This is a genomic window from Sphingobacterium corticibacterium (assembly GCF_004208525.1).
GTDB lineage: Bacteria > Bacteroidota > Bacteroidia > Sphingobacteriales > Sphingobacteriaceae > Sphingobacterium > Sphingobacterium corticibacterium.
Genome location: NZ_SGIT01000002.1, coordinates 1,573,645 through 1,589,030 on the forward strand (window position 1 = coordinate 1,573,645; position 15,386 = coordinate 1,589,030).

Here is a 15,386-nt window from a genome sequence, read left to right on the forward strand (position 1 = left end):
TTATAAATATGCTGTTAACAGCAGCGATATGTAGGATTACGGATTTTAATTTAGAAATTAGCCTAAACTAATTGATAAAACGATGAAGTACGCTAGCCTTATTGTTTTTTTGCTGCTTTGTATTGCTGTCCGTGTATTTGGTCAGGATATCCATTTTAGAAAAATCACCTCTAATCATGGATTGTCTCACAATACCGTTTATGCCATTACGCAAGATGAAAATGGGTTCATGTGGTTTGGTACGCGGGAAGGCCTTAACCGGTATGATAGTTATCAAGTTAAAAATTACTATATATCAAGTTCTAAAATCGGCGGTTCTACCAATAAAATAAGTTCGCTTTGCAGTTATAAATCTTTATTATATGTCGGTACAGATAATGGTCTTTATATTTATAATTCCAAAAAAGATAATCTTGAAAGGAGTAGTGCTTTTCCTCATCAACTTAATGTGTTGTTTCTTCTTCTGCAAAATGATCATCTATATATTGGTACATCAGACGGAGTTTATAAATTATCAGGTAACGCATCTAAACGTATAAGCGACAGGAAGAGTTATCTAAAGGCAATGTGTGCTATTTCTGATGATAGCCTTTTATTAGCAATAGGAAATTCGTTAAGCATAATTGATGGGGAAGGAAACGTACAGAAAATATTTGACACGGCTTCCCTGCCTGAATTTGCCAATGTGAACGATATTTTCGATCTCTATAAAGATAAACAGGGGAATATCTGGGTTGCCACCAACAAAGGGCTTTTGAAGTACGATAGGATAAATCAACGCTTTTCTAAACTAAAATTCACCGTAATAGAAACTCCTGAAAACAATACTGTCAGATCGGTATCTGGAGATAAAGACATGCTATATATTGGTACAGAGGAGGGTTTATATATCTACGATATAAGGACTGGATATTCTGAAAGCTTTCACCAATCTTTTGCTAACGATTCCGAAAAGCTAAACGATAATGCCATTTATTCTACCTATCTCGCTAAAGATGGTTCTGTATGGATAGGAACTTATTTTGGGGGCGTAAATTATATACCTTCCAGTTCTTATGGTTTTAAAAGTATAAGAGCTAATGACAAAGAGAAAGGACTATCTGGAAAAGCTATCAGCCAATTGATGGAAGACGATGAAAAAAGAATGTGGATAGGAACCGAAGATGGTGGTATTACCATCTACAATATCTTGGATGAATCTTTTCAGTATATAAATAAGAATAGTTCTCCGTTTTATTTAACAACAAATAATGTTCACGCTATTCACGATGATGGCTATGGAAATATTTGGGTAGGTACATTTTTAGGTGGCTTACATCAATTTGATACAAAAAAAAACACGACAACAGTTTATACTTCAAAGAGAGAAAATATCCAGTCATTGTCTAACAATGGTATATATGCTATTTACAGAGATTCTAGAGGTATATTGTGGGTAGGTACGCAATACGGTTTGAATATTTTTGATTACCAGTCTAAATTATTCAAACTATTCAAACCCCAAATTATGGGGAATTTATTTATTTATGATATTATCGAAGATAAAAAGGGCAATGTGTGGTTTTGCACCCGATATAATGGGATTTATAAATATGATCCAGTTACCGATAGCTTAATAAATTATACGGCCACTGGTGATAATCCTAGCTTGTTAAGCAACCAAATTATCAGTGTTTACCAAGACCGTAAGCAGCAGTTATGGTTTGGCACGCTAGACGGAGGCGTATGTCTTTATAATCCGGAACAAAATGAATTTAGAAGTTATACGATCGAAGACGGTTTGCCGAACAATAACGTATATGGAATACTGGAAGACAAGGAGGGTATTATTTGGCTTACGACAAATCGCGGGATTTCCAGGCTAGATCCGAAGACCAACAAATTCACAACTTACGATAGTAAACATGGGTTGTCATCCAATCAGTTTAATTTTAAATCCTATTTAAAAAGTAGTAACGGCATGTTGTATTTCGGAAGTATAAATGGCTTGTGCTTTTTCGATCCCTCGACCGTAGAGAATAATCACACATCACTGCCACTCATGTTTACCGACTTTCAGTTGTTTAATAAAAGTCTCGTCCCGCAGGAGTCTGCCATTCTAGAAAATCAGATAAATGATACCAAAAGAATAAAGCTGGCTTACAATCAGAATGTGTTTACGATAAGTTACGCAGCCATAAACTATGCTAATCCCGGGAGCACAGCGTATGCCTATTACCTAGAAGGGTTTGAAGATAAATGGAACTATGTAGGAGATAAAAATAGCGTCACCTATACGAATTTGTCGCCAGGAAACTATGTGTTCCACATCAAAGCTTTAAACGCCGCCGGTCTTGCCCGAAGCGCAGAAAGGACGATAGAAATTTATGTAGCTCCTCCATTCTATCGGAGCCATTTCGCCTATTTTGTATACTTTTTATTGGTTGTTGCTGTGATATGGATGTATACGAAGTTTGTTAAATTTCTTGACCATAAGAAAGTAGAAATCCAACTGGAACGCGTTGAAAAAGAGAAAATGAAGGAGCTGACACAGCATAGGCTTAACTTTTTCACCTTTATTTCGCATGAGTTTAAAACACCACTAACCCTTATCCTGGCATCCATCGATAAATTTCTGGAGAATACGAGTTCCGAGTTTAAAAAAAGTACCGAATTATCTACGGTCAAAAGCAATGCCTCAATCCTGTTTAAACTTATCCAGCAGTTGATGGAGTTTAGAAAAATAGAATCCGACCATGCGTCGATTAATCTTTCAAAATCAGATATGGTTGACTTTGTTAAAAAGGCCACCTGTCATTTCGAAACAATAGCTATTAAAAAGAACATTGATTTAACCTTCGTTTCCACTAAACCATTGTTGGAATGCTACTTTGATCAAGATAAAATAGAGAAGATATTGTTCAATATCCTTTCTAATGCGATGAAAAATACATCAACAGGCAGTATCGACGTCGCGCTTGATTTTGATGAGCGGAACGATGCACAGCAATTAGTTACCATACGTGTAAATGATACCGGGCGAGGGATGTCTCCAACAGCGCTTAAAAATATTTTTAACCCCTTTTATAAATCAGGAGCCAATAAAACAGATACGGAAAGTAGCGGTATTGGGCTTGCTCTTGTTGACAGCCTTGTAAAGTATCTTAATGGAACAATTCATGTTAAAAGTGTACAAGACAAAGGAACCTCCATAGAAATAACGTTGCCTGTTCTCATACGCTTGGATCATGTTTCAAAAACCGACCAGATCTCCGAGTCTCCGGAAAAGGCTGCTCCCGTTAAACAAGAAAAACCCGTAGATGTGGCCTCGATAAGCAAGGAAGCAAAAACGAAATATACATTACTTATTGTAGAGGATAATAGAGAGTTAATGACATTTTTATCTAAGCATTTTTCTCGTCATTACGAAGTAGTAAATGCATCAAACGGATCGCTCGCGATAAAGAAAATTAATAAAACACCTCCTGATATTATTATAAGTGACGTGAAAATGCCTAAAATGGATGGGATCGAACTTTGTAATTGGTTGAAAAGTGATGAAAGATTCAACTATATTCCCGTAATCCTGCTTTCAGATAGTAGTATAGAAAATATTAAAATTGATGGATTGGATGTGGGTGCAGATGCGTATGTAAGTAAACCGTTTAATCTAAAAGAGCTGGAATTGTTGGTCAACAACATGGTTGAATCAAGGGTTAAGTTGCGCGAACATGTTATTAATTTAAGCGCTTTTAAAGGCGACACACTCCCGAGTAACAATAAAGATCAGGAGTTTTTGTCAAGATTAAGTGAAATCCTCGAAAAGGAATTTGCTAATCCAATGCTAACTATTGAAGATATTGCAAATGAATTGAATACAAGCAGAACATCATTACATTTAAACCTGAAACGGATTCTGGATAAAAATGCAACCGAGCTTTTGAATGAGTACCGTCTTAAAAAAGCTATTATTATGCTCGAAAATGATATGCCCATTAATGAGGTTGCTTATCATTGTGGGTATAGCGACCCCAATTATTTTAGCCGTGTATTTAAAAAGTATTATGGGCAGACACCATTGCGTTACAAAAGAAAGGAGTAAGATCTAAACAATATTTGTTAAATGGGGTTTTATCCCATAAGAGAGAAATAACCCATACATCATGACACAGAAAATAGCCTCACTTAAAAAGCTTCAAGAAAGTGGTAAGAATATCCATAGACTTCCATTCTCTATTCGGATTTTGCTGGAAAATGTTTTGCGCAATCACGATGGCTTTGCGGTTACGGATGATCATCAGGATACGCTTGTTAACTGGGATGCCTCGGGGACGGATAAAGACATTGCTTTCAAGCCGGCAAGGGTGTTGATGCAAGACTTTACGGGTGTGCCGGCGGTTGTTGACATTACGTCTATCCGGGCGGAATTTGTACGAAGGGGGGGAGATGGCGCGAAGATTAATCCTGCAATACCAGTTGACCTCGTTATTGATCATTCTGTGCAAGTAGATTATTTCGGGACAGATTATTCCTATCAGGAAAATGTGAAACTGGAATATGAGCGAAATGCGGAGCGGTACCAATTATTAAAATGGGCGCAACAGGGTTTGGCCAGCCTGACGGTAGTTCCGCCAGGAATGGGCATTTGTCACCAAGTCAATCTCGAGTATTTAGCAAAAGGTGTTGTAGAGCGAGAGGGTTGGGCATTTCCCGATACGTTGGTCGGAACCGATTCACATACGCCTATGGTTAATGGTATCGGTGTTCTCGGTTGGGGTGTTGGCGGTATAGAAGCGGAAGCAGCGATGCTGGGGCAACCCGTATACTTTACCTGCCCTCAGGTTATCGGTCTCAAGCTCACCGGCGAAATTCCCGCCGGATGTACCGCTACGGATATGGTATTGTCCATAACCAAAATATTGCGGGAGACTGGTGTGGTCGGTAAATTCGTGGAAGTATTCGGAGATGGTTTAGATCATTTGACCGTTACCGATCGGGCAACGATCTCTAACATGTCTCCGGAATTTGGATGTACCGTAACGTATTTTCCGATAGATAATCAGACGCTTGACTACATGGAACGGACCAACCGATCGCCGGAACAGATTAATTTAGTACGGGAATACTGTCAGGAAAATATGCTCTGGCGTACGGGAGACGAAGAAATCGAATACTCCAAGGTTGTAGAACTAGACCTAAACACGTTAGAGCCAACTGTTGCAGGCCCGAAAAGGCCGCAAGATAAGATTCTTGTCAAAGACCTTCATGCCTCCTTCAGGACTATCCTTGATAAAGATTTTCAACGAAACTACGTTGCCTTTGACGACCGTCGCGAGCATGCTTGGTTAAATGAAGGAGGATCGGGGACACAGTTTGTCCAAGAGGCTACGGATGAACATAAAGAAACTTTGGCAACAGAAACCACCGATCTTCGAAGTGTGAAAATCAAATTAAAAAATGGCGAATACCGGTTAAGCGATGGTAGTATCGTTATTGCAGCAATTACCAGTTGTACAAATACATCAAATCCCAGTGTGATGATAGGTGCAGGCTTAGTGGCCAAAAAAGCCGTAGAAAAGGGGCTTCGCACCAGATCCTGGGTAAAAACAAGTTTAGCACCCGGATCGAAGGTTGTTACAAAATATTTAGAACGCTCGGGTTTATCCACCGATTTGGAAGCGTTGCGGTTTCATACCGTGGGTTATGGATGTACGTCATGTATCGGTAATAGTGGTCCATTACCAACGCATATTGCAGAGGCGGTCGATAATAGCGAGATGGTCGTAGCCTCGGTACTTTCAGGAAATAGGAACTTCGAAGCACGGGTTCATCCCCAGGTGAAAATGAATTTCTTAATGTCTCCTATGCTGGTTGTTGCCTATGCGCTTATTGGCCGTGTTGATGTGAATCTCATGCAAGACCCCTTATCGTATGATCCGAATGGAAATCCGGTTTATTTAAAGGATATCTGGCCTACGCAAGAGGAGATCAACCAAACGATCAAAGAGGCGATGCGAAAGGAAGATTTTAAAGAGGTATATGATGTGATTTTTGATGGTGATGACATTTGGAAAAGGCTCGAGGCTCCTGAAGGCCACGAATTTATTTGGGACGACAATTCTACATATATTAGGGAAGTTCCATTCTTTAAGGATATGCCTACCGAGCCATCGCCGCTCACAGAAATCGAGAATGCGCGTGTTCTGCTGTATTTAGGTGATTCTGTAACAACTGATCACATTTCGCCGGCTGGTTCTTTTAATGAGGAAAGCGCTGCAGGAAAGTATCTTTTGAGCAAAGGAATCGAAAAGAAAGACTTTAATTCATACGGTTCACGACGGGGGAATCACGAAGTCATGATGCGAGGAACATTTGCGAATGTGCGTATCCGAAACAAGATTACCGATCGAGAAGGTGGTTATTCGACCTATTTTCCGACCAAGGAAACCCTGACCGTATTCGATACGGCCATGAAATATCAAGCAGACGAGACACCCTTAGTTGTTTTAGCTGGCAAAGATTACGGAAGCGGTTCCTCCAGAGACTGGGCAGCGAAGGGTTCCAGCTTATTAGGTATTCGCGCAGTGATCGCTGAAAGTTTTGAACGAATCCATAGAAGCAATCTGGTAGGAATGGGGATACTTCCGATAGAATTTCCATCTGGCGAGAGTGCAGCATCACTGGGGTTAACAGGAGAAGAAGAGATCAGTATAACGGGTGTGGCGAGCGATTTGAAACCATTTAAGATGGTAAAAGTAAGTGCGGTAAGGGCATCGGGCGAAGCGATTGAATTTGACGCCAGAGCCCGGTTAGATTCAGATATCGATGTCGAATATTTCAAACATGGCGGTATTCTCCACTATGTTTTGCGGAGCTATTTAAGCCGCTAGGAGCACCTTCCAGAATATTTTCGAAGCTGTTTGTTTTGAAAAAATCGTTACGAACAGCTGTCCTGTACTGTCCTGCAAACGTTGCCGGCAACGTTTGCGTGGTTTTTATTTTATATTTATTGCTCTTTACTACCTGTATTACCTTATAATTGTAATAGGATATTAACGCTAACAAGATATAAACATAAGTTGTCGATGAGAGAGATTCTGATGATGACACCAATTGAACCGTTAACAATCCACAAAGAAATGCAAAGTATTATAATCTAACAAGAGATTATCGTTCTTATAATTAGTAACCAGTTTAATCATTTATTAACAATTATCATGAGGATATTTAAAGCTTTATTGCTGATGCTTTTCTTCGTTCACGCTGCTTTTGCACAAGAGCGTAATATTACCGGTACGGTGTATGACGAAGACAGAAAACCGATGCCTGGGGTAACGGTAAAAGTGAAAGGCGCGAGTCAACAAACCAGTACAGACGAAAATGGCTATTACACCATTGCTGTTTCGACTGGAAGTGATGTGCTTGTATTTACTTCTGTGGGGTATGTCGTGCAAGAACAAGCCGTGCAAGGCAACAACAACGTTACGGTGACGATGCAAGTCGATGCAGCCGGTTTGGACGAAGTGGTTGTGATCGGTTATGGTACCGTGAAGCGGAGGGACTTAACCGGAGCAGTTGCTTCCGTGGACGCAAAAACCATCACTGCTGCACCGGTGTCTTCTGCATTAGAGGCTATACAGGGTCGTGTGGCAGGTCTGAATATTAATACAACAGAAGGTTCTCCCGATGCGGAACTGACCGTCCGCGTACGTGGCGGAGGCTCGATAACGCAAGATAATGCGCCTCTGTATATTGTGGATGGCTTCCCGGTTAGCTCTATCGCCGACATTGCGCCGCAGGATATCGAGTCTATCGATATCTTAAAGGACGCTTCCTCTACAGCGATATACGGTGCCCGCGGGGCGAATGGGGTGATTCTCGTTACGACCAAAGGTGGCAAGTCCGGAAAGACCGCAATCAGCTTCAATGTGTTTACCGGTTCCCGAAACTTAGCCAATAAGCTTGATGTGTTGTCTCCGCTAGACTACGTTACTTGGCAATATGAGCATTCTCTTTTAGCAAATAAACCGGAAAACTATACACGGTATTTTGGAAATTATCAGGATATAGATCTTTATGCGGATGTCGAGCCGAATGATTGGCAGGAGATTATATTTGGAAGGACAGGAACGACATATAATCAGAACTTGAACCTCAGCGGTGGCGGAGAAAAAACGCGGTTTAGCGTGAGCCACAGCTTTGTAAAAGACCGGGCGATTATGCAGATGTCGGATTTTCAGCGCCACAATGCGAATTTTAAACTCAATCATAAGTTATACGATGGTTTAACATTAGATATCGGCGCACGTTATTCGGATACTCAGGTTAACGGTGGAGGGATGAACGAGCAGAACGAAGTCTCTTCGGCTGATTCCCGATTGAAGTATGCCATGTTATATCCACCGTTTCCGGTAGCAGGCCTAACCACAACGACCGAAACAGATGACGACTTTAATCTATACAGCCCAATTGTGGCCATTTCCGATAACGATCAATATTACAGACGGAAAACGGTAAACTTAAATGCAGCTCTCTCCTATCAGGTGCTTCCTAGCCTCCGTTTACGTTCCGAGTTTGGTTATGATAACTACCGTAACGATCAGGATCGTTTCTACGGGGGTACAACCTATTATGTACGCAATGTCCCGGCGGCAGATTATCAAGATAAGCCAGCGTTGATATTGACCAATACAAACCGGAACGGATGGCGGAATACGAATACGGCAACATATACGTTGGATGAGCTTTTGGGCGAGGACCATAAGTTGAATGTAATGGCGGGGCAAGAGTATTTATTAACTGAGAATCAAATTTTGACAAATTCTATTCACAATTTCCCAGAAACCTTCTCTTTTGAAGATGCACGGAAATTGACAACTCAGGGCGTTGCTAATTCTGTGGATAATAATTTCTCTCCGGATGAGAAGCTTTTGTCGTTCTTTGGTCGTGCAAATTATGATTTTAGAGGGAAATATTTGTTGAGTGCGACTTTCCGCGCAGACGGCTCTTCTAAATTTTCAGCAGAGAATAGATGGGGATATTTTCCATCTGTATCCGGAGCTTGGCGTCTATCTGATGAGGAATTCTTATCGGATGCAAAAACGTGGTTAACCGACATGAAACTTCGGGCGAGTTACGGATCTGCCGGTAACAACCGTATTCCTCCCGGCTTGCTGGTGCAGGTTTTTAACAATTCGACAACGAATTGGGTCAATGGTTATAACAATTATTGGGCAGCCTCCAAAACAATGGCGAACCCCGATCTGAAATGGGAAACCACGGTAACTCGGAATATGGGTTTAGATTTTACGTTATGGAAAGGTCGCTTAAGCGGAACAGTAGATGCCTATCTCAACGAAACAAAAAACTTACTCATTGCTTTTCCGGTTGGTGGAACAGGCTATGACATACAATACCGTAACTTGGGCAATACGCAAAACAAAGGACTTGAATTTACGTTGAACGGAACAGTGGTGCAGAAAACAAACTTCGATCTATCGATGAGTGCGAATATAGCCTTTAACCGAAATAAGGTATTGAGCTTAGGTTCCATTGAAAATATTCCGGGAACCTCTGGTTGGGCATCTACAGCGATAGGAACAGACTATATGGTGGAAGTCGGCTCCCCTATTGGGCATATGTACGGCTACCAAAGCGATGGGCGATATGAAGTTGCTGATTTCGACAGGTATGATGCAGCTTCGAATCAGTGGATTTTAAAAGAAGGGGTGGCAGATGGAAGAGAGTTAATTGGTTTAATTCGTCCGGGTTCCATGAAAATAAAAGATATAGATGGAGATGGTAGAATCAGCGTCGCGGACAGGACTATCATTGGAAATGCAAACGCATTGCATACCGGAGGTTTTTCAATCATGTCCCGTATCTACAACTTTGATTTGGCGACGTATTTTACTTGGAGTTATGGTAATAACATCTATAACGCCAATAAAATCGAATATACGTCAACCAGCCAGTATAATTCCCGCAACATGATCGGTGAAGTAGCAAGCGGTTCGCGTTGGACGAATCTTCGCCCGGACGGCACAATCAGTAATGATCCTGCAGAGCTGGAAGCGATGAATGCGAATACGACGATGTGGTCGCCGTATACACGGTCATTCACCTTTACGGACTGGGCGGTGGAAGATGGTTCGTTCTTGCGCCTTTCGACTGCAACCATTGGTTACACACTACCGCAGTCTATTTCTTCGAAACTAAAAATGCAGAATCTGCGGATATATGCGTCAGGCTACAACCTCCTATTGTTTACTAATTATAGTGGTTTTGACCCTGAAGTCTCCACACGACGGAGAACACAGCTTACACCGGGTGTAGATTATTCGGCCTATCCGAAAAGCAGATCCTTTGTATTTGGTTTGAATGTAAATTTTTAATTTGAAAGAGATGAAGCGAATTATAAACATAGCCGTTTTGGCAGCAACAGTTTTATCGGTAACAGCCTGTAAAGATATATTAGAAGCACCGACAAAATCTTCCATGGACGAGTCCGTTATTTTCTCGTCACCTGCTCTAGCGGAAGGAGTTGTTCCGGGAATACTTCAATCCTTCGGCGAGACCAATTCCTACCGCGGGCGCTATCTGGTTTTTTACGGCACCAATACAGATGTGGAAGTGAACAGTTCCCTCAAAGCCATTGACGACGATAAGTCACGATTGAGTAACTATAACTCAAATTTCGACAATGGACAAATGAATACAGACAATAATGCCTATGCAAAATTTTACGAGGGCATTGAGCGAGCAAATATGGCCATACGAGGTTTGCGGACTTATGGAAATGTGGAAGCAGATCCACAAATGGCACAAATATTAGGTGAAGTTCTTGTGCTTCGCGCAGTACTGTACAATGACCTGATAAAGGGATGGGGCGATGTTCCAGCGCGTTTCGAGCCTATCGTCACGGAGACGACGTATTTGCCGCGAGCAGATCGGGATACGATCTACAAACAATTATTAGCAGATCTGGAAGAGGCCGCTAATTTATTGCCTTGGCCGAATGAATCTTCCAAAACATCCTCTGTAGAGCATGCGAGCAAATCCTTTGCCAAAGGACTTCGGGCAAGATTGGCATTAGCCGCAGGAGGGTATGCACAACGGCTGGATGGAACGGTACGTTTGAGTGGAGATCCGGATCTTTCCAAAGAAAAAATGTATGCTTTGGCTAAACAGGAGTGTCTGGATATTATTAATAGTAACACACAGCGATTATTAGGATTTGAAGAAACCTTTCGTCGCTTTAACCAAGAAAATTTAGCGGCAGGTGGTGAATCCATGTGGGAAATCCCCTTTTCTGAGGGGCGTGGGCGCGTTATTTTTGATTTAGGTGTTAGGCATTTAAAGACGAATCAGTATACCGGACAGAACCGTGGCGGTACCGTAGGCCCGAATCCGATTATGCTGTACGAGTTTGATAAAGATGATGCACGACGTTTCGTCTCCGTTGTTCCTTATGAGTGGGATCGTGCGGGTGAAGTGGCTGATGCCGGGGCGTTTCAGGTGCCTTCTTCCTTAGGGCGTCTATTTTTTGGCAAATACCGGTATGAATGGATGGGGAGACGCGTGACCTCTACCAATGACGATGGTTTAAACTGGATGTATATGCGTTATGCGGATGTAGTATTGATGGCGGCAGAGACTATTAATGAGCTGGATGGTCCGCAAGCAGCGGCACCTTATTTGAAAATGATACTGGATCGGGCCTTTCCAACAAATGCTACGAAAGCAGAAAGCCTATTGGCAGAAGCAACGGTGTCAAAAGCGACATTCTTTGATGCTATCGTTGATCAAAGAGCTCTAGAGTTTACCGGAGAGATGTTACGTAAAGGGGATCTTATCCGTTGGAACTTGCTTGGTACGAAACTGGCTGAAGCTAAAGAAAAACTGGAGCAATTGGAAAACCGGACTGGAAAGTATGCCGATCTTCCAGAAAAGATTTACTATCAGACAAATGATGATGATGAGACGATCACCATTTATGGGTTAGACTTTGGAGATACGGATGCTGTAGGCGCTGCACTGGGCTATGAATCGAGTAAAACTTGGACAATGGTCTCGAGCAATGATCAGACTTCTTTTTGGAACGCGTTGGTTTACCCGGGTAAAGATCCGAATAAGCAGCAGTATTGGCCGATATGGCAGTTTTTTATCGAAAATTCTAACGGATTATTGAATAACGATCATTTAAATTAACCTTAAAGATGTTGAAATCATGAAATTTAGATATATAATATGGTTTTCCGCCATGATGGTGGGACTGGGGTTATCTTCCTGTAAGGAAAACCTTTTACAAGAAATTACCGAGCTGAATCTTGATCAGACATTGTCGCCAACAGAGTTGACAGCTCAGGTAGTAAATCGTACAAATGTTCGGTTGAATTGGAGACGCGTAAGTAATGCGCAATCGTATAACATTGAAATTTTCGATAATGCGGAATTTTCCGGAACGGCGGCAGCAACAGCCGATGGTATTACGATGGACCAGCTTCCGTATACGATTTCCGGGCTGGAAGGTGAGACAATTTATTATGTTCGTGTACAGGGTATTGGCGAAGAAATCCGTGAGTCAAAATGGATCAGTGCTACGTTTACGACCGATACCGAGCAGATATTCCAAGAGGTAGATATCAATGAAATAGAAGCTACAGCCGTTACATTGCGTTGGACGCCCGGTGAAGTTGCCGCCCAAATTGTCGTGGAACCGGGGAATATACAATATACAGTAACCGCAGAGGATATAGCTACTGGTGCGGCACAAATCACAGGGTTAACACCCGAAACAGACTATACGGCTAGACTACTGTATGAAGGACGAACACGCGGAACCGTATCATTCCGAACCATATTAGATCTGGGGGATGCCATTGCAGTGGAGCCGACAGACAATTTGACCAATTTAATTGCTAATGCAAATGATGGAGACGTTTTTGCATTGATGCCTGGCGAATATGCTCTCCAAGATTTAACTATATCAACCAGTATCTCTATAAAAGCGGCCAAACCGGCCGATAGACCTGTACTAAAAGGAGCTGTTTTGCGCATAAGTTTGGGTGCATCGTTGTCTTTGGAGAATCTGATATTGGACGGTACCGGAGCGAAAGATAGTAATCAAACCATTATATATAGCGCGGGCACATACGGGAGCTTAGAAATTGAAAATTGTGAGATATATAATTACCACAAAGGTTTGATATACGTCAGCACGGCTGCTCGGATTCAGCGTACACTTATCCAAAACAACGTGATTTATAATATAAGATGCGACGGGGGTGAGTTTATTGACTTTAGAGAAGGTATTACTGATGTATTGGATTTTAATAATAATACGGTGTATAATTCAGGTAATGTCCGGGATTTTTTCAGAATGGATGTTAACGGGTCAAACAATTTCCCTTCCGTCACCAGTCTATTAAATTTCAGAAATAACACTTTTTATAATGTCAATAATCGAAGTGCAGGTAGGTTCTTGTATATCCGCTTGACGAATCATCAGATTACATTTACGAATAATATTGTTGCTGCTTCAGAAGGAATGCATACAAATCAAAGTGCCACGACGTTAACCAGTATGTCTGGGAACAACTATTATAATGCTCCAGCTTATTATAACAGTAGCACGAGTAATGTCAAAACGGACATAGGCTCCTACACAACCCTCGATCCTGGTTTTGCTAATCCTAGTGAAGGTAACTTTACGATCAGTAATGAAGACCTAAAGCTCAATGGAATAGGCGCCGCGCGCTGGCGATAACCTATAAAAGGCTGAGAGAGCCGCATCACTGATCGATGCGGCTCTTTTAAAATATATCGATCTAATTGTATCGCCACGTTCAAAGCAAGTTGGTGGAGTGAACTAATAATGATATACCGATGAGAAATAATATAAACTTTCGAATAAAAAATATTGTATTTCCATGGATTGGAATATGTCTACTGTGGGCAACCATAGGTTGCGGAAAAGACACGCCAAAAACGGAAGAGCCTGTGATAGAAAAAGAAGAGAAAGAAAATCCGCCACCGGAACAGACAGAGTCCGCTGTAGCGTTTCCCGGAGCAGATGGCTATGGCAAGATGACAACAGGTGGTCGTGGTGGCCGGGTTATCAAGGTGACCAATTTAAACGATGCAGGTACAGGAAGTCTACGTGCTGCTATTGAGCAATCAGGTCCGCGGATGATCGTTTTTGAAGTTTCCGGAAATATTAAACTGAATAGTAGGTTGCGTATTAGTAATGGCGATATCACCATTGCCGGACAGACGGCTCCGGGAGATGGTATTTGCATTCAGGATCATGAAATGGTCATCGCGGCGGATAACGTCATCCTCCGATTCTTACGCTTTCGGATGGGTGACTTGACCCAAAATGAACAGGATGCGCTGTGGGGACGCTATCAGAAAAATATTGTCATTGATCACTGTTCGATGAGTTGGTCAATTGATGAGTGCTCCTCTTTCTATGCCAATAAAGATTTTACGATGCAATGGTGTATCCTGGCAGAAAGCTTAAACAAATCGTTCCACGAAAAAGACGATCACGGTTACGGGGGTATATGGGGAGGTCATGAAGCTTCTTTCCATCATAATCTGTTGGCACACCATAACAGCCGTAACCCTCGCTTTGATGGTGGAAACCGTCCGGGCACTGGAGGATTAAGCCCCGTGGGTGCTGATAAAGTGGATTACCGTAATAATGTGATCTACAACTGGCGTGGTAATTCGGCCTATGGCGGAGAAAACGGAGAGTACAATATGGTGAATAATTATTACAAACCGGGGCCAGCAACACCCACTAACCGTAGTACACGCATTATGCAGATATCAAAGGAAAATAATGCGGACTATAGTCCGGGGCATGGCGTATTTTTTATCGAAGGCAATTATGTATTTGGCAATGCGAATGTGACGATGAACAATTGGGCAGGAGGTGTTGATTATGATTCCGGCGTTTCTGCGGCACAAGCGCAGAGAACGACACCTTTTCCTTTTGAACCGCTGAACGTACAACATACAGCAGAACAAGCTTTTGAACAGGTGTTGGAAAAAGCAGGCGCGTCCTATAAACGTGATGCAGTAGATCAACGTGTCGTAAAAGAAGTCAAGGACGGAACGGCGACATATAATGGTTCAAAAACCGGTTATCCGGGTATTATCGATTCACAAACAGATGTCGGTGGTTGGCCGACTTTGGTACAAACGGCACCTTTAGTGGATACCGATGGAGATGGTATGCCCGATGCGTGGGAAACGGCCAATAAACTGGATCCGAATACACCGAATGCCAACGGCAGAGATTTAAGCCAAGTGTACGATAATATCGAAATGTATTTCAATAGTCTGGTAGAAGGGTTGTATTAACATCAATTTCTTGTAAAAAAAATGCAACACGTATT

The 15,386-nt window shown here is 42.0% G+C and carries 6 protein-coding genes; all 6 read left to right on the forward strand.

The annotated features are described in order from the left end of the window. The first annotated feature begins 82 nt into the window (after positions 1-82). The 6 genes from EWE74_RS14765 to EWE74_RS14790 all read left to right on the forward strand — a co-directional run bounded on the left by EWE74_RS14765 (position 83) and on the right by EWE74_RS14790 (position 15,351). On the forward strand, positions 83-4,081 hold the full coding sequence (locus EWE74_RS14765; protein WP_130142278.1) for a hybrid sensor histidine kinase/response regulator transcription factor: 3,999 nt from the start codon (positions 83-85) through the stop codon (positions 4,079-4,081). 61 nt (positions 4,082-4,142) lie between these two features. Continuing rightward, on the forward strand, positions 4,143-6,869 hold the full coding sequence (gene acnA, locus EWE74_RS14770) for an aconitate hydratase AcnA (protein ID WP_130142279.1): 2,727 nt from the start codon (positions 4,143-4,145) through the stop codon (positions 6,867-6,869). Between the two features lie 327 nt (positions 6,870-7,196). Next, complete coding sequence (locus EWE74_RS14775; protein WP_130142280.1) at positions 7,197-10,373, forward strand: SusC/RagA family TonB-linked outer membrane protein; 3,177 nt, start codon at positions 7,197-7,199, stop codon at positions 10,371-10,373. A 10-nt stretch (positions 10,374-10,383) separates the two neighbouring features. Continuing rightward, complete coding sequence (locus EWE74_RS14780; protein ID WP_130142281.1) at positions 10,384-12,189, forward strand: RagB/SusD family nutrient uptake outer membrane protein; 1,806 nt, start codon at positions 10,384-10,386, stop codon at positions 12,187-12,189. A 19-nt stretch (positions 12,190-12,208) separates the two neighbouring features. Beyond that, a complete protein-coding gene (locus EWE74_RS14785; RefSeq protein ID WP_130142282.1) occupies positions 12,209-13,747 on the forward strand; it encodes a DUF4957 domain-containing protein in 1,539 nt (512 codons plus the stop codon). Positions 13,748-13,866: 119 nt separating this feature from the next. Then, complete coding sequence (locus tag EWE74_RS14790; RefSeq protein ID WP_130142283.1) at positions 13,867-15,351, forward strand: pectate lyase; 1,485 nt, start codon at positions 13,867-13,869, stop codon at positions 15,349-15,351. Positions 15,352-15,386: the final 35 nt, after the last annotated feature.